The 16,468-nt window shown below is 71.0% G+C and carries 15 protein-coding genes; 8 read left to right on the forward strand and 7 right to left on the reverse strand.

Annotation, left to right across the window (positions count from 1 at the left end; genetic code table 11):
* Positions 1 to 63 precede the first annotated feature (63 nt).
* The gene (locus tag LZP97_RS06205; protein ID WP_048772819.1) at positions 64 to 1,197 is read left to right on the forward strand and encodes a DUF4192 domain-containing protein; all 1,134 of its coding nucleotides are present in this window, start codon (positions 64 to 66) and stop codon (positions 1,195 to 1,197) included.
* Positions 1,198 to 1,207: 10 nt separating this feature from the next.
* Here LZP97_RS06205 and galE read toward each other — a convergent pair whose 3' ends face one another.
* Together galE and LZP97_RS06215 are read right to left on the reverse strand one after the other, a co-directional pair.
* Positions 1,208 to 2,200 carry a UDP-glucose 4-epimerase GalE gene (galE, locus tag LZP97_RS06210; protein ID WP_048772822.1) on the reverse strand — a complete coding sequence of 331 codons (993 nt, stop codon included), beginning with the start codon at positions 2,198 to 2,200 and terminating at the stop codon, positions 1,208 to 1,210.
* A 52-nt stretch (positions 2,201 to 2,252) separates the two neighbouring features.
* On the reverse strand, positions 2,253 to 2,939 hold the full coding sequence (locus tag LZP97_RS06215; protein WP_010592606.1) for a metal-dependent transcriptional regulator: 687 nt from the start codon (positions 2,937 to 2,939) through the stop codon (positions 2,253 to 2,255).
* Positions 2,940 to 3,089: 150 nt separating this feature from the next.
* On the opposite strand from LZP97_RS06215, the gene LZP97_RS06220 reads away from it, so the two are divergent.
* Positions 3,090 to 4,361: an acetoin utilization protein AcuC gene (locus tag LZP97_RS06220; protein WP_010592605.1), complete on the forward strand. Its 1,272-nt coding sequence runs from the start codon at positions 3,090 to 3,092 to the stop codon at positions 4,359 to 4,361.
* A gap of 229 nt (positions 4,362 to 4,590) precedes the next feature.
* Positions 4,591 to 7,209 carry a bifunctional acetate--CoA ligase family protein/GNAT family N-acetyltransferase gene (locus LZP97_RS06225; protein ID WP_234575052.1) on the forward strand — a complete coding sequence of 873 codons (2,619 nt, stop codon included), beginning with the start codon at positions 4,591 to 4,593 and terminating at the stop codon, positions 7,207 to 7,209.
* A 134-nt stretch (positions 7,210 to 7,343) separates the two neighbouring features.
* On the opposite strand, the gene LZP97_RS06230 is transcribed toward LZP97_RS06225, so the two are convergent.
* The 3 genes from LZP97_RS06230 to LZP97_RS06240 form a co-directional block, all read right to left on the reverse strand.
* Positions 7,344 to 8,306, reverse strand: a complete 963-nt coding sequence (locus tag LZP97_RS06230; RefSeq protein ID WP_003935593.1) for a sigma-70 family RNA polymerase sigma factor — start codon at positions 8,304 to 8,306, stop codon at positions 7,344 to 7,346.
* A 181-nt stretch (positions 8,307 to 8,487) separates the two neighbouring features.
* Positions 8,488 to 9,969, reverse strand: coding sequence for a DUF7782 domain-containing protein (locus LZP97_RS06235; RefSeq protein WP_017682087.1), 1,482 nt, complete (start codon positions 9,967 to 9,969; stop codon positions 8,488 to 8,490).
* 51 nt (positions 9,970 to 10,020) lie between these two features.
* Complete coding sequence (locus LZP97_RS06240; protein ID WP_010592602.1) at positions 10,021 to 10,380, reverse strand: DUF3099 domain-containing protein; 360 nt, start codon at positions 10,378 to 10,380, stop codon at positions 10,021 to 10,023.
* Between the two features lie 72 nt (positions 10,381 to 10,452).
* Between LZP97_RS06240 and LZP97_RS06245 the strand changes: the two genes are divergently transcribed.
* Complete coding sequence (locus tag LZP97_RS06245) at positions 10,453 to 10,689, forward strand: DUF3039 domain-containing protein (protein ID WP_003935590.1); 237 nt, start codon at positions 10,453 to 10,455, stop codon at positions 10,687 to 10,689.
* Here the strand turns inward: LZP97_RS06245 and LZP97_RS06250 are convergent.
* Positions 10,662 to 11,837, reverse strand: coding sequence for a YihY/virulence factor BrkB family protein (locus LZP97_RS06250; RefSeq protein ID WP_017682086.1), 1,176 nt, complete (start codon positions 11,835 to 11,837; stop codon positions 10,662 to 10,664). The two genes, LZP97_RS06245 and LZP97_RS06250, sit on opposite strands and share 28 nt — an antisense overlap.
* 253 nt (positions 11,838 to 12,090) lie before the next feature.
* On the opposite strand from LZP97_RS06250, the gene LZP97_RS06255 reads away from it, so the two are divergent.
* On the forward strand, positions 12,091 to 13,815 hold the full coding sequence (locus tag LZP97_RS06255) for a DEAD/DEAH box helicase (protein ID WP_010592600.1): 1,725 nt from the start codon (positions 12,091 to 12,093) through the stop codon (positions 13,813 to 13,815).
* Positions 13,816 to 13,918: 103 nt separating this feature from the next.
* On the opposite strand, the gene LZP97_RS06260 is transcribed toward LZP97_RS06255, so the two are convergent.
* Positions 13,919 to 14,113 (reverse strand): DUF7455 domain-containing protein, encoded by a 195-nt coding sequence (locus LZP97_RS06260; RefSeq protein WP_048772828.1) that lies wholly within the window; start codon positions 14,111 to 14,113, stop codon positions 13,919 to 13,921.
* 255 nt (positions 14,114 to 14,368) lie between these two features.
* On the opposite strand from LZP97_RS06260, the gene LZP97_RS06265 reads away from it, so the two are divergent.
* From LZP97_RS06265 to LZP97_RS06275, 3 genes are read left to right on the forward strand one after another with little or no spacing between them, the layout of a single operon-like run.
* Entirely contained in the window at positions 14,369 to 14,713 is a 345-nt protein-coding gene (locus LZP97_RS06265) for a DUF952 domain-containing protein (protein ID WP_010592598.1), read from the forward strand.
* Between the two features lie 45 nt (positions 14,714 to 14,758).
* Entirely contained in the window at positions 14,759 to 15,241 is a 483-nt protein-coding gene (locus tag LZP97_RS06270; RefSeq protein ID WP_010592597.1) for a cation:proton antiporter regulatory subunit, read from the forward strand.
* 3 nt (positions 15,242 to 15,244) lie between these two features.
* A complete protein-coding gene (locus LZP97_RS06275; RefSeq protein ID WP_010592596.1) occupies positions 15,245 to 16,465 on the forward strand; it encodes a cation:proton antiporter in 1,221 nt (406 codons plus the stop codon).
* Positions 16,466 to 16,468 lie beyond the last annotated feature (3 nt).

The following is a 16,468-nucleotide window of genomic DNA, read 5'->3' on the forward strand; positions in this document are numbered from 1 at the left end:
CAGATTCGGCGAATCCGGGTCGCACGGTCTCCGGGGGCGCGGACCGTCGGGGACAGTCGGGCCATGACCACATCGACTTCCTCGCCCCGCCCGCTGCGACTCACCGATCCGGGTGAACTGATCGCCGCCGTGCCGGCCATGCTCGGCTTCCTTCCCGCGCGGTCGCTGATCGTGCTGAGTCTCGCGTCCGACGTGGGTGGCGGACGCGACGGCGCCCGGTCCGCGGCCGTCGGCGCCGTCATGCGCCACGACCTGATGCTGCCTCCCGGCGAGGACGATCCGGTACCGGCCGCGATGCGTGACGTCTTCGAGCGGTTCGGTGCGCTCTGCGACCGGGAGGGCGCCGACGCCGTGCTCGTCGTCCTCGTCGACGACCGCCTCGACCATCCGGACGCCCCCGCCGTCGCCGCAGCCTGCCGCTTGCTCGACGACTTCGCCGTCCGTCTCGATCGTCACGGGATCCGCATCGCCGGCGCCCACGCCGTCTCCGAAGTCGCCTGTGGCAAGATATGGTTCGCGCTCGTCGGCGGCGTGCACGGGACGGTGCCGGACCCGCAGGCCTCACCCGTCGCCGCCGCTCGGGTCTTCGAGGGCGGAGCCATCCGACGGTCGCGCGCCGAACTCGCCGACCTGCTGGCCCCCGTGCCGATGCCCGGACGGCTGCAGGTCGCCGACCACATCGACGAGGCGATCGACACCCGCGACCTCGCCTACGAACTCGCCGTCCGTGCCGGCGGCCGCGAGCGCGCCGACCGTCAGGAACTCGAGGCCGTCCTGAGTCACATCGCCCGGCACGGCGACGGCGCCGAACTGCTCGCCCCCGAACTCGCCGAACTCGCAGTCCTGCTGTCGAACTCGACCGTGCGGGACGCGGTGATGGCCCTCGCGACGGGTGCCGAGTCCGACACTGCCGAACGATTGTGGATCGCGCTCACCCGGCGTCTCCCGGACCCGGAACGAGCCGAGGCCGCCGCTCTCGTCGGCTACAGCGCATACGTACGTGGCGACGGGCCGCTCGCCGGGGTCGCTTTGGGTGTCGCACTCGAATCGAATCCGCGGCACCGGCTGGCCGACCTTCTCGACCAGGCCCTGCAGGCCGGGTTGCGGCCGCACACCGTGCGCGGTCTCGCCGACACCGGCTACGAGATCGCCGCGCGGCTCGGGGTGCGAATGCCCCCGCCGGAGCCGGCGGCGTGACCTCGGCCGCTCAGCGCCGTGCCGCGTGCGACCGGTCGCCGAGCCCCTGCAGGTAGGCCCACGCGTCGGTGACGATCTCGTCGAGGCTCGTGTGCTGCGGCTTCCAGCCCAGTTCCTCGACGGCGCGGCGGCTCGAGGCGATCAGCACGGCCGGGTCCCCGGCACGCCGGGCGGCGTCGACGACCGTGATAGGCAGCCCCGTCACCCGGCCACACGCCTCGATGACCTCCCGGACGGTGAAACCCTCACCGCTGCCGAGGTTGTAGACGGCGTGTTCGCCGGGACGGGCGGACTCCAGTGCCAGAAGATGGGCGTCGGCGAGGTCCTTGACATGGATGTAGTCCCGCACCGCCGTACCGTCCTTGGTCGGCCAGTCGGTGCCGAACACCGAGATGTGCTCGCGCTGGCCGAGGGCCACCTGCAGCACGAGCGGAATCAGGTGGGTCTCGACCACGCGGTTCTCCCCGGCGCCGTGGTACGCACCCGCGACGTTGAAGTAACGCAGGCTCGTCGCGGCCAGCCCGTAGGCCCGCGTGTAGGACGAGATCGCATGGTCGATGGCGAGTTTCGTGGCGCCGTACGGGTTGGTGGGGCGGGCGGGGGCGTCCTCGGTGATCGGGACCTGCTCCGGTTCGCCGTACGTCGCCGCCGTCGACGAGAACACCAGCCGCGGAGTTCCCGATCGCCGGATCGCGTCGAGCAGGGCGAGGGTCGCGACGACGTTGCCGTGCCAGTACTTGTCCGGCTGTTCGACGGACTCGCCGACCAGCGACTGCGCCGCGAAATGCAGCACACCGTCGAATCGGGGCCGAGCGCCGTCGCCGAGCACCGTCGCGGCGGCGGTGGCGATGTCGCCCTCGACGAACTCCGCGCCGGCCGGCACGGCGTCGGCGTTGCCGGTGGACAGATCGTCGAGGACCACCACCTCGTGTCCCTGCTCGAGCAGCACCGTGCTGCAGACGCTGCCCACATACCCGGCGCCGCCGGTCACCAGAAGCCTCACGCTGTGCGCCCCTTCTTCGCCGGCCCGCGCAGGGCCGGCGAACGGGCCTGCCTCAGACCTGCTTCACCTGCACCGCGTGGGCCATTTCGTCGGAAAGTTCGAAGCCGTCGTGGCCGGGCACGTTGATGACCACCGACCCAGGCTTCGTCTCGACTGTAACGCGTGCGTCGGGCACGATCCCCGCCTCCCGCAGCCGGCCGATCACCTCGTGATCGGACTGCACGTATTCGGCGAGCCGTCGCACGACCACGGCGGTCGGCTTACCCGGCGGAATCTCGGTGAGCCGGACCAGCGGCTCGTCCGCCGCCACCGGCCGGTCCAGGCCGAGCTGGTCCAGTCCGGGGATGGGGTTGCCGTACGGCGACGTCGTGGGGTTGTGCAGCACCTCGACGAGGCGGCGCTCGACCTCCTCGCTCATCACGTGTTCCCAGCGGCAGGCCTCGGCGTGCACGTTCTCCCAGTCGAGGCCGATCACGTCCACGAGCAGCCGCTCGGCGAGCCGATGCTTGCGCATGACCGACACCGCCAGATCGCGGCCCTTCTCGGTCAGCTCGAGGTGCCGGTCGCCCGCCACCCGCAGCAGCCCGTCCCGCTCCATCCGGGCGACGGTCTGACTCACAGTCGGGCCGCTCTGCTCCAGGCGTTCGGCGATGCGCGCACGCAGCGGCACGACGCCCTCTTCCTCCAAGTCGTAGATCGTCCGGAGGTACATCTCCGTGGTATCGACCAGGTCCTTCACTCTCACACCCCTTCGTCTGCGGCCGATTCTAACCGGGCGAAACCCCCGGCGGGTGAACCCCGAGCGGCCCCGCCCGGCGCGGTGGGCGGTGGGCACGCCGAGGTCTTCGGGCACTCGCGTCACCCGGAGCGGCGCAGTAGCTTTGTGGCCATGACCACGACCTCCGCCGCGACGGGCGATCCGACACATCCGAGCGGCGACCGAGTGGTGGTGTGGAGTCCGGACTACCTCGACTACCGGTGGGGTCCGTCCCACCCGATGAACCCCACCCGGCTCGATCTCACGATGGCGTTGTCCCGGGGTCTCGGCCTGCTCGAGGGGGTGGAGACCCTGCGCCCGCCGGCCGCGACCGACGCCGATCTGCTGCGCATCCACACCCCCGCCTACGTCGAGGCCGTCAAGCACGCCGGCAACCTGCCTCCCGGCTCGACCGCCGGACCGGAGGCCCCGCACGGTCTCGGCACCGAGGACAACCCGATCTTCCCGCGCATGCACGAGGCGAGCGCCGTCCTCGCGGGCGGCACCCTCGCGGCCGCGCGCGAGATCGCGGCCGGCCGCACCCGGCGGGCGGTGAGCATCGGCGGCGGGATGCACCACGCGATGGCCGACTGGGCCGCCGGATTCTGCGTCTACAACGACGCCGCCATCGCGATCTCGTGGCTCCTCGACAACGGCTTCGACCGGATCGCCTACCTCGATGTCGACGCCCACCACGGCGACGGAGTGCAGCACGCGTTCCTCGGCGATCCCCGGGTGCTCACCGTCTCCGTCCACCAGCACCCCGCGACGCTGTGGCCGAACACCGGCTGGTCCAGCGAGATCGGTACCGGTGCCGCCGAGGGCACCGCGGTCAACCTGCCGGTCCTGCCCGGCACCGTCGACGCCCTGTGGCTGCGCGCGTTCCACGCCGTCGTCCCCGCGGCGGTCGCCGCGTTCCGGCCGCAGATCATCATCAGCCAGTGCGGTGCCGACAGCCACCGGGAGGATCCGCTGGCCGACCTCTCGTTGACCGTCGACGGTCAACGCGCGGCGTACCTGGCGATGCGTGAGCTCGCGGACCGGCACTGCGAGGGTCGGTGGCTCGCCGTCGGAGGGGGTGGCTACGGGCTGGTGCGGGTGGTACCGCGATCGTGGACCCACCTGATCGCCGCCGTGCTCGACCGCGAGATCGACCCCGCTACGCCGATTCCCGGCGAATGGCGGGAGCGGGTCGCTGCGATGGCACCGGGGGTCGATCTGCCGACCGTGATGGGGGAGGGCGGCGACGTGGCGTATCTGCCGTGGGACGGTCCCGGCGGCACCCCCGAGACCGGCGTCGCCTCGTTCGATCGTGCCCTCAGCCGAGTCGACTCGGCCATCGTCGCCACCCGTCGGGCCTGCTTCCCGCTGCTCGGCCTGGACCCGGAGGACCCGCGTGACTGAATCCGAGAGCACAGCATCCGAGAGCACAGCATCCGAGAGCACAGCATCCGAGAGCACAGCATCCGAGAGCACCGCATCCGAGGGCACGCCTCACGGCCCCGCGGGACAGACGCCCGACGGCGACGCACCCGCCGGCACGCAGGCCGACGCCGCAGCGCGCGCCCAGGCGGAGAAGGACGCCGCCCGGGAGCGGGCACTCGCCGTCGCGCGGAACTACCCCAAGCACTGGGTGGCGGACGTCCTGGCCTCCGACGGGAAGGCCGTGCACCTGCGGCCCATCGTCCCCGAGGACGCGGACCTGCTCGTGGATTTCCACAGCAAACTCTCGGAGCGCACCCGCTACCTTCGCTACTTCGGTCCCTACCCGACGATGTCGAAACGGGACCTGTTCAACTTCACCGTGGTCGACCACCACCGCCGGGTCGCCTTCGTGGCCCTGCTCGGCGGGGAGATCATCGCGGTCGGCCGCTACGAGGGACTGCCCGAGGGCGACGGCCTGTCCGCCGAGGTCGCCTTCACCGTCGCCGACGCGCATCAGGGCCGCGGTCTCGGCCCCATCCTGCTCGAGCACCTGGCAGGCGCCGCCGCCGAGAACGGCATCCACACCTTCGTCGCGGAGGTACTCGCCGAGAACCGCAACATGGTCACGGTGTTCCGCGAGGCCGGATACCAGGTCAGCCGTAGTTTCGAGGGCGGCGTGGTGCGGCTCGAATTCGCCATCGACCCCACCGAGGCGCTGGTGTCGGTACGCAATGCCCGCGAACGGGCCGCCGAGGCGCGGAGCGTCCGCAACCTGCTCAGCCCGGGCAGCGCCGCCGTCATCGGCGCGTCCACCGACAGTCGCAAGGTGGGTAACGCGGTCCTGGTCAACATGCTGCGCAGCGGCTTCACCGGCCCGGTCTATCCGGTCAACGCCGAGCACCGCTCGGTGCGCGGCGTGCGGGCCTATCCGACCGTCCGCGACATCCCCGACGACATCGACCTCGCGATCGCGGCGGTCCCGGCCGAGGCCATCGACGCGGTGCTCGACGACTGCCTCGCCAAGGGCGTCAAGGCGCTGCTCGTCGTGTCGTCCGGCTTCGGCGAGACCGGACCGGAAGGCCGGGCCGCGGAACGCCGCCTCGCGCACGCGGCACGGGCACACGGCATGCGGCTGATCGGTCCGAACGCCCTCGGTGTCGCCAACAACGACCCCGAGGTCCGTCTCAACGCCACCCTCGCGCCCGTGCTGCCCGCGGCCGGCAACGTCGGCTTCTTCTGCCAGTCCGGCGCGCTGGGCATCGCGATCCTCGACGAGGCCGCCAAGACCGGCGTCGGCCTGTCCTCGTTCGTCTCCGCCGGCAACCGCGCCGACCTGTCGGGCAACGACCTGCTGCAGTACTGGGACACCGATCCGGCCACCGAGGTGGTGCTGCTGTACCTCGAGAGCTTCGGCAATCCGCGCAAGTTCTCGCGCATCGCCCGGCGCGTGGCTCGCAGCAAGCCGATCGTCGCCGTCAAGAGCGGTCGGCACGCCGTGCCCCCCGTCCTGGCCGCCCGGACGGGGGAAATGGACGACACCATCGTGCGGGACCTGTTCGAGCAGGCCGGGGTCGTGCAGGTGGGTTCGATCTCCCAGTTGTTCGATTCGGCCCTGTTGTTCGGCTATCAGCCGCTGCCGGCCGGCCCGCGCGTCGCGGTGGTGGGCAACTCCACGGCGCTGGGTGTGCTCGCCGTCGACGCCGCCCGGAGTGAGGGCCTGCACGTCGGCGAACCCGTCGATCTGGGGGCCGCGGCGTCCCCACAGCAGTTCGCGGCGGCCGTCACCCACGCACTCGAATCCACCGATGTCGACGCGGTGATCGCAGTGTTCGTACCGCCGGTCGCCGTGACGATCGAGCCGTACGCGCAGGCCCTGCGCGACGCCGTTGCCGGCACCGACAAGCCGGTGCTCACGACGTTCCTCGCCACCGAGGGCCTGCCCGACGTCCTCGCGGTGCGCGGACCCGACGGTCACCCCACCCGAGGTTCGGTGCCCTCGTATCCGGGTCCCGAGCGGGCGGCCCTCGCGCTGGCCCGGGCATGGCGGTATGCCAAGTGGCGCAGCCGTCCCGCCTCCCAGGTCGTCCGCCCGGCGGGCATCGACGCAGAGAAGGCCCGCACCCTCGTCGAGGGGTGGCTCGCGACGTCGCCGGAGGGGCGCTGGCTCTCGGACACCGAGGCCGCACTCCTGCTCGCGTGCTACGGCGTGCACATCGCGGAGTTCCGGGCGGTGACCACTGCCGAGGAAGCCGTCGCCGCCGCGGAGGAGATCGGGTTTCCCGTCGCGGTGAAGGCCACCGGCGCCCACTGGCGGCACCGGCCGGACCTGAGCGGTGTGCGGCTGGATCTGCTCGGACCCGAGGCGGTGCGGATCGCGTACCGAGACCTCGCCGCGGTCTCGGGGGAGCCGTTGCTGCACGTGCAGAAGATGGCCACCAAGGGCATCGGATGCGTCGTGCAGGTCCAGGACGACCCGTCGTTCGGGTCGCTGATCTCGTTCGGTCTGGCCGGAGTCATCTCCGACCTGCTCGGCGACCGCGCCTTCCGGGTCCTGCCGGTCACCGAGGACGAGGCCGTCGAGCTGATCGACGCCCCCAAGGCGGCGCCACTGCTGTCCGGCTACCGCAACACCGAACCGGTCAGCAAGGCGGCACTCGTCGACCTGGTCCAGCGCATCTCCGCCCTTGCCGACGACCTACCGGAGGTACGGGAGATCGCGTGCGAACCGGTCCTCGCGTCCCCCACCGGCGCCGAGCTCACCGACGCGCACCTGCGGATCGGTCCCGAGCCGCACCCACTCGACCTCGGCCCGCGCCGGCTGCGTTGAACGGACCACGGCGGTCCGGCCGGCTCTGCCAGACGGACCACGCCGGTCCCGCCGGCTGCGCTGGACCGGCCACAGAGACAAAGATCCCCGAGAACCCAGCCCGGTTCTCGGGGATCGTCCGGCCGACTGCCCGGTCAGCTGGCGTAGGCGCGCAGACGTTCGGCGCGGTCGCCCTCGCGGAGCTTGCCCATCACCTCGCGTTCGATCTGGCGGACTCGCTCACGGGAGAGGCCGAAGAGCTTGCCGATCTGGTCGAGGGTGCGCGGCTGGCCGTCGTCGAGGCCGTAACGCAGACGGATCACTTGCTGCTCGCGCTCGTCCAGGGTGGCCAGGACGCTGCGCACGTCGCTGTGCAACAGCCCGGCGATCACCGCGTTCTCCGCGGACGTCGCCTCGGCATCCTCGATGAAGTCGCCGAGCGGGGCCTCCTCGTCGTTGCCGACCGGCATGTCCAGGCTCACCGGGTCGCGGCTGTGGTCCAGCAGGTCACCGATCTTCTCGACCGGGATGCCGGACTCCGCGGACAGTTCGTCGTCGGTGGCCTCCCGGCCGAGCTGCTGGTGCAGTTCCCGCTTGATCCGGGCCAGCTTGTTGACCTGCTCGACGAGATGGACGGGGAGCCGGATCGTGCGGCTCTGGTCGGCCATACCGCGGGTGATGGCCTGACGGATCCACCAGGTGGCGTAGGTCGAGAACTTGAAGCCCTTGGCGTAGTCGAACTTCTCCATGGCGCGGATCAGTCCGAGGTTGCCCTCCTGGATCAGGTCCAGCAGCGGCATGCCACGGCCGGTGTAACGCTTGGCCAGGGACACGACCAGACGCAGGTTCGCCTCGAGCAGATGGCTGCGAGCGGCCTGTCCGTCGCGCACCAGGATCGCGAGGTCGCGCTTCTTCGCTGCGGTGAGCCGCTTCTTGGTCTCCAGCAGGTGCTGGGCGTACAGGCCGGCCTCGATCCGCTTGGCCAGTTCCACCTCGTCCGCAGCGCTCAGCAGGGCCGTGCGGCCGATCCCGTTCAGATAGACGCGGACCAGGTCTGCGGCCGGGCTCTGGCTGTCGAGGTCGGAATCGACGCGGGCGGTGGTATCGGGGCGTGCCATGACGTGCCTCCTCATCGGTGGTGTCTCGAAGCGTTCAACGCGCCAGGCCCCTGGGAAAGTTCCCGAGGTTCCATTGCCGGAACTGCTCTGACCTGCGCAAACGGCACGGAGGTCCTGAGAAGTTGCTGAGAACACACCACCGGGGGAACCGGCCGGTAACTTTCGGCCCGCCCGGAACGCCCTACCGGACCGGCTCGACGAGCCCGTGCCGCACGAGCGCCTGTACCAGAGCCACCGCCCGTTCGGTCAGCGCCTGTTCGTCCTCGCCGTGCGCGACGGCGAGCAGCGCAACCAGGTCCGCCAGCGGCAGGCCGTCGGCCCGCATCCCCGCCAGCAGCGCTGCCGCCGGCTCGTCCACCTCGTGCTGCCAGTTCGGGCCCCCGCCGCGGTGCACGCGCGTCACCACCTGCCGCCAGCCGTCCTCCCCGGGGAGGTACACCCGTTCGAGGGCGGTGTCGGGCCGGACGACGAACCGCGCCTCCAGGACGTCGTGGTCACGCAGCCAGGCCAGCCGGTCGAAGTACGCGACGGCCTCCGCCCCGAGCGGGTCCGTGAAGCCGTGCCGCAGGTCCTCGGCGAGGACGTCGCTCGGCGCGTCGGTGCGCCGCAGGTAGACGAATCCGAAGCCGATGCCCTCGACCCCGTGCCGCGCGAAGTGGTCGAGCCAGGCCTCGGCGCGTGCCGCCACCGCCGGATCCCGCGGGTCGGCGTCGCCGTCGCGCAGCCACGTGCCCACGTAGAAGGCGGGGTCGGCGACGTCGCGCTGCACGATCCACGCGTCGACGCCGTGGGCGGGCAGCCAGGACGCGATCCGGCGGCGCCAGTCCTCGCCTTCGAGGTGCACCCACGAAGCCAGCATCGCCGCGGTCCCGCCCGGGTTCAGGTGCTCGGCGGCGCGCGAGATCATCAGTTCGCTCGCGCCGTCGAGGTCCAGGCCCGAGTCCCGGTAGGTGTGCTCGACCCGTCCCGTACTCACCACGAACGGCGGGTTCGCGACGATCCGGTCGAAGCGACGGCCGGCCACCGGCTCGAACCACGACCCCTCGAGCAGTTCGATCTCGACCTCGTTGAGCGCGGCCGTGGCGGCGGCCAGAACCAGTGCCCGGGCATTGACGTCGGTGGCGGTGACAGTGTCGGCGAAATCGGTCGCGCGTACAGCCTGCACGCCGCAGCCGGTGCCCAGGTCCAGCACCGAGCCGACCGGATCGGTGGGCATGGCCTGCAGCAGCGACAGCGACGCGTGTCCGACGCCGAGCACATGATCCTCGCGGGCGCGCCGGGGACGCATCGCCCCGTCGAGGTCCGACAGCATCCAGCGCGTCCCGGTGCCGGCGTCGAGCGGTCGCAGATCCAGCGCTGCGCGCACACCATCGCCGTCGCGTTCGAGCAGCCCGGACGCGATCGCCGTCGCCACGTCGAGTGGTGCGAGCGCGTCGCCCACCTCGTCGGCGGGAAGCGTGTCGCACACGAGGAACAGGCGCACGAGGGTGCCGAGATCACCGCCGCCCGCCGCGGCCCGTCGCACCGGCACGGGTTCGCCGCGTCCCAGCGCGGCGTGCGCGTCGGGACCGAGCAGCTCGAGCATCGTGTCGGTGTCGAACCGTGCGCGAGTGAGTGCCGTGCGCAGCGCGGGACAGATCGAAAGCAGCAGGTCGCGGTCCATCCACGCATTGTGGCAGCACCCTGGTGCCGCGCCCCGGGCCGGGGAACCGGGTCAGCCCTCGATGATGCGCGGCTGTGGGCCCTCGAGCGCCGTGGTGTCGTCGGCGCGGCCGTCCCAACGGCTGGGCTCGTCCTTCGACCGCGGTGGGCGATCGTTGGCGATGAGCACCGCCACCCAGGGAAGGGGGACCGACAGAGCGAGGATGCCCACCGCCAGCCACGGATTGGCGAACGCCGCGTACGCGAGCGCAGCGAGGATCATGGCGGGGATGCGGAAGGACATGAGCGTCAGGTACTTGCGGACCCTCGCTCGGTGCTGCTCCTCCAGCGACGACGCCGCCTCGGTGATCAGAACCGGTTTCTCGGGTGACCCGTCGTCGTAGTCCCCATGGAAACCCGGAGTTCTCGACATCCTTCTACTGTCCCACTCGCGTCCACGGAATGCACATACACATCCGCACCCGGGGTGCGGCATCATGTAACGGTGAGCACCGACATCAAGGAACGGCCGGATACCACCACCGACGAAACCACCGACGACGACACTCCCAAGTTCTTCCACTACGTCAAGAAGGACAAGATCGCCGAGAGTGCGGTCATGGGTACCCATGTCGTCGCGCTGTGCGGCGAAGTCTTCCCGGTGACGCGCTCCCCGAAGCCGGGGTCACCGGTGTGCCCGGAATGCAAGAAGGTCTACGAGGGTCTGCGCAAGGGCGACTGATCGACCGTCTCGTCCGGGGCCGCCGGCGCGGGTTCGCCGACGATGCCCTCCGCTGCGCGTGGGTGCGGCGCGTCCACGGGGCACGACTCGGGTTCCCGCTGCCCCGGCCGCATGATGTCCGGTAGCCGGATCGGGATCGGTGCCGTCCCCAGCCGCCGGGTCAGGCCGGTCACCGCGGCCGGTGCGGACGCTGCGGCCGCCCGCTCGGCGAGCCACCGGCGCATCTGTTCGATGCGGGTCTCGCGCGCCGGCCAGAACTCCTGCACCGTCGCGTTGAACTCGGCGCCCAGCACGACGGCGAAGCCGAGGAAGAAGGTGAACAGCAGGAACGCGATCGGGGTGGCGAGCGCTCCGTAGGTGTATCCGGTCCCGGAGACCCATCGCAGGTACCAGCGCAGCGCCGCGCTCGATGCCATGAAGAACGTGCCCGCCAGGATCGCACCACCCAGCAGGCGATGCCACGGCAGGGACCTCGGCAACGCCACCTTGTACAGCGTCGTCAGGCCCACGAGCAGCAGCAGGCCCACCCCGGGGTAGTAGAAGGTGTCCAGCAACCGGGACCCGACGTCGTACCACGCCTCCGGCAGCGCCCGTCCGATCATGGTCGGCCCGAGCGCGACGAGCGGCAGCGTGAACACCGCCAGGACGAGGAACACCACGTACAGCAGCAGGGCGAAGAACCGCTGCCAGACGGGATGACGGTGGTCGTGCTGGTCGTGTGCCTCGTCGATGGAGTCGACGAACGTGGAGATCGCCGACGAACCCGCCCACAGCGACAGCAGGAATCCGAGGGACATCACGTCGGCGCGGCCCCGCAGCAGCACGTCCTGCACCGTGGGCCCGATGATGTCGTCGACCACGTTCTCGCTGAACATGGTGCGGGAGAACGTCACGATCTTGGACTGGATGATCTCCACCGTATCGGGTCCGAACCACCCGGCGACGTAGCCGAGACTGCCCAGCAGCCCCAGCAGCAGCGGGGGCAGCGACAGCGTCTGCCAGAAGGCGGCCGCCGCGGCCTTGCTGAAGATGGAGTCGTCCCATGCCTTGACCGCCGTCCGGGCGAGCACCTGCAGCCCGCGATGCACCGGCCGCCGCCGCGGGCGCGGTGCGGCGGTCGATCCGGCCGGAGGAGGTGTGTCGCTCATGGGTACTTCCAGCATTCCTGACGACACGCCGCAGTGCGCGGCGGCGGGCCGACGACACCGCGAATTCTGACATGATCGTCTCCTGTCGCCCGCGTCACGGCCGGCGGCTCGGATGCGGGCGGGGCCGGCGGACCGGGATAGGCTGCTCGACGGCCGTCGTCCGTCCGGCGACCGCACGGCGGTGTCCGTCCGCCCGACGGCGGGCCGCAGAGCGAGACCACCCGCACGACCGGAGAAGGAGCACGAGTAGCCGGTGAGCACCGAGACCGTCGGAACAGCGCCCTCCGCCCCGGCCGGACAGCTGCGCGCCTGGCAGCGCCGAGCCCTGACGAAGTACCTCGCGACGAGCCCGCGGGACTTTCTCGCCGTCGCGACCCCCGGCGCCGGTAAGACCACGTTCGCGCTTCGAGTCGCGGGCGAACTGCTGCGCGACCGCACCGTCGACCAGGTGACGGTCGTCGCCCCCACCGAGCATCTCAAGCACCAGTGGGCCGCTTCGGCCGCGCGCTCCGGCATCGCCCTGGACTCGAACTTCACCAACTCCACCGGCCAGACGTCGAGCGACTTCCACGGCGTCGTGGTGACCTACGCGCAGGTGGCCTCGCACCCGTTCAAACACCGCGTCCGCACCGAGGCCCGCCGCACCCTGGTGATCCTCGACGAGATCCACCACGGCGGCGACGCCAAGAGCTGGGGTGAGGGAATCCGGGAGGCGTTCGGCGACGCCACCCGCCGGCTCGCCCTGACCGGTACCCCGTTCCGCAGCGACGACAGCGCCATCCCGTTCGTGACATACGAACCGAACACCGACGGCTTCATGCAGTCCAGGGCCGACCATGCGTACGGCTACGCCGACGCCCTCGCGGACGGTGTCGTGCGTCCGGTGGTCTTCCTCGCCTACTCCGGCGAAGCCCGATGGCGCAACAACGCGGGGGAGGAGTACTCGGCACGACTCGGTGAGCCGCTCAGCGCCGAGCAGACCGCACGCGCGTGGCGGACCGCTCTCGATCCGGCCGGCGACTGGATCCCGGCCGTCCTCACCGCCGCCAACACGCGGCTCGAGCAACTGCGCCAGGGCGGGATGCCCGATGCGGGCGGACTGGTCATCGCCAGCGACCAGACGGTGGCCCGCGCGTACGCCAAGATCCTCGAGCAGCTCACCGGTGAGACGCCCGCCCTCGTCCTGTCCGACGACCCGACCGCGTCGCGGCGCATCTCGGAGTTCGACGCGAGCACGCAGCGCTGGATGGTGGCGGTGCGCATGGTGTCCGAAGGCGTCGACGTCCCTCGGCTCGCGGTGGGCGTGTACGCCACCAGCGCCTCGACGCCGCTGTTCTTCGCCCAGGCCATCGGCCGTTTCGTGCGGTCGCGACGCAAGGGCGAGACCGCGAGCGTGTTCCTGCCGTCCGTGCCGGTGCTTCTCGACCTGGCCAGCCAGCTCGAGGCGCAGCGGGACCACGTGCTCGGTAAGCCGCACCGCGTGAAGGAGGGCTTCGACGACGACCTGCTCGCCGACGCCAACCGGACCAAGGACGAACCGGGCGAGGAGGAGAAGGCGTTCACCGCGCTCGGCGCGGAGGCCGAACTCGACCAGGTGATCTACGACGGCTCCTCGTTCGGCACGGCGACGTTCTCCGGCAGCGAGGAAGAGGCCGACTACCTGGGTCTGCCCGGGCTGCTCGACGCCGAACAGATGCGGGCGCTGCTGCGTCGCCGGCAGCAGGAGCAGCTGGACAAGCCGACGCCGGTCCCCGCACCCGCTCCGCCGCCGCAGGTGGCCGAGCGGGTGGCGACCGCCGACTCGCTGGCCCGGCTGCGCAAGGAACTGAACTCGCTCGTCGCGATGCACCACCACCGGACCGGTAAGCCGCACGGGGTCATCCACGGGGAGTTGCGACGGCAGTGCGGGGGTCCGCCGACCGCGATCGCCACGGCCGAGCAACTCGGCGACCGCATCGCGCTGCTGCGCCAGTGGTGAACCCACTGCCGACGCACCCCCGAAACGGCGAAACGGGCGACCACCCGCGGTGGTCGCCCGTTTCGGCTCGGGTCTCGGAGTCGTCCGGCTCCGGAACGGTGGATCAGATGGCGGCTTCGGCGTCGGACTCGATCGTGGCGCCGAGTTCACGCAGCCGGTCGGTGTGCTCCTTGGCGTGGTGGCCGCAGAAGAGCAGCTCGCCACCGGTGGCAAGGACGGCACGGACGCGAGCGGCTGCACTGCACCGATCGCAGCGGTCTGCGGCGGTCAACTTCGGGCTGGTCAACGTTCCGGGCATGACTCCTCCAAACTGGCCACCACTGTCGTCGGTTGCCTGGGGTCTGGTCCGCCGCACCGGGCCGGCGCGGTGGAACTACTGTGTCAGACGATTCCCGTTCACGCGTTGTTCCAATCCTCCGAAAATCGTGTCGAGTTTCACCCCCGACCCCCCCGAACGCCCACGACGTGCGGTTTCGGGGCTGCGGGTGTTCGCTCACAGCGCAGAGCCCTCGGCGGTGTCGCGGGCCCGGAACGGCCACCGGGAGAGGCTGCGGTGACGAATCGGCTGGTACACATCTGCGCGCGAGCCGACTGGGAGCGGGCGCAGCGCCAAGGAGAGCTTGCCCCCGACTCGCTCGCCACGCACGGGTTCGTGCACCTGTCGACCCCGGAACAGGTGCACCTGCCGGCGAACCGGTTGTTCGCCGGCCGCACGGACCTGGTGCTGCTGCATCTCGACCCGGCGCGGCTCGCGGACGAAGTGCGATGGGAGCCGGGCCTCCCGGACGATCCGGAGGGGATGACGTTTCCGCACCTCTACGGCCCGCTGCCGGTCGCTGCGGTCACCGCGGTGGTGGACTATCGCCCCGGGGGAAACGGACTTTTCGGGGATCCCTGAGGGTGCGCCGTCACCCGGGTGGACTGTGAGTCCTACTCTGGCGGCATGAACGTCGAAGTGACGCCGCTTCCCGGAATCGGCGTGCGCAAGGACTTCGAGCTGGCGTCGGGTCGGCGGATCGGGGTCATCACGCATCGGGACGGCCATTCGGACCTCATCGTCTCGAAGGCGGACGATCCCGATGCCTGTGCGGCCTCCCTGCCGCTGACCGTCGAGGAGGCCGCCACCCTGAGCAACCTGCTCGGCGCGCCGCAACTCGTCGCCCAGCTCCAGGAGGACCACCGGGAACTGCCCGGGATCATCACCCGGCAGCTGCACATCCACGACAGCTCCCGTTTCGACGGGGCAGTGCTCGGGGACACGGCGATGCGTACCCGCACGGGTGTGTCCGTCGTCGCGGTGATGCGCGCCGGGCAGGTGACGCCCTCGCCGGGGCCGGACTTCGTACTCACCGGGGGAGACATCCTCGTCGCCGTCGGCACGGCCGACGGCCTGGACGCCGCGGCCAGGATCCTGCGCAACGGCTGACCGATGAATTCGACCACGCTCGCCCTGATCGAACTGGGGGCGGTGTTCTTCGCCCTCGGCGTGCTCGGACGCCTCGCCGCGCGCTTCGCCATGTCGCCGATCCCGTTCTACCTCCTCGGCGGTCTCGCGTTCGGCACCGGTGGGTTCATCCAGCTGGGTGACATCAGCGAGTTCAGTCACGTTGCCAGTGAGATCGGCGTGGTCCTGCTGCTGCTGCTCCTCGGCCTGGAGTACACGGCCTCCGAACTCGTCACCGGGCTCAAACGGTCCCGCGCGGCAGGCCTGCTCGATCTCGTACTCAACGCCGCGCCGGGAGTGGTGATCGCGCTGCTGCTCGGGTGGGGCGCGACGGGGGCGTTCGTCCTCGGTGGCATCACCTACATCTCGTCCTCGGGCATCATCGCCAAGACCCTGACCGACCTCGGTCGCCTGGGTAACCGGGAGACTCCCGTGGTGCTGTCGATCCTCGTCTTCGAGGACCTCGCGATGGCGGTGTACCTGCCGATCCTGACCGCGGTGCTCGCAGGGGTCAGCCTGATCGGTGGGCTCGAGGCCGTCGCGATCGCGCTGGGGCTGGTCACGGTCGTGCTCGTGCTGGTGCTGCGATACGGGCGTTACGTCTCCGCGGTGCTCGACAGCCCGGACAGCGAGACGCTGCTGCTCAAGCTTCTCGGCGCCGCGCTGCTGGTCGCCGGTGTCAGCTCGGCGATGCAGGTCTCGGCGGCGGTCGGCGCGTTTCTGCTCGGCATCGCGATCTCCGGCTCGACCGCCCACAACGCGGCCCGCGTCCTCGAGCCGCTGCGGGATCTCTTCGCGGCGATCTTCTTCGTGTTCTTCGGCCTCAACACCGATCCGACCGCCATTCCTCCGGTACTGGGGTGGGCGGCGCTGCTCGCCGTCGTCACGGCGCTGACGAAGGTCGCCACCGGCTGGTGGGCGGCGCGACAGCACGGCATCGCCACCATGGGCCGCGCTCGCGCGGGCGCCGCCCTCATCGCCCGCGGTGAGTTCTCCATCGTCATCGCCGGACTCGCCGTCACCTCGGGTCACGTGGACGCCGAGCTCGCAGCCCTCGCTTCGGCGTACGTGCTCATCACGGCGGTGCTCGGCCCCGTGGCGGCGCGGTTCGTCGAGCCGGCGACCCGCGCCGTGGTACCCCGGCTACGCGAACGGCCGCCGGCTGCGGAGCCGACGGCCGATCGCCGTGAAGCGGAGGAGTTCTAGGTG

Source organism: Rhodococcus sp. DMF-1, from assembly GCF_021441945.1.
Classification (GTDB): Bacteria; Actinomycetota; Actinomycetes; order Mycobacteriales; family Mycobacteriaceae; genus Rhodococcus; species Rhodococcus ruber.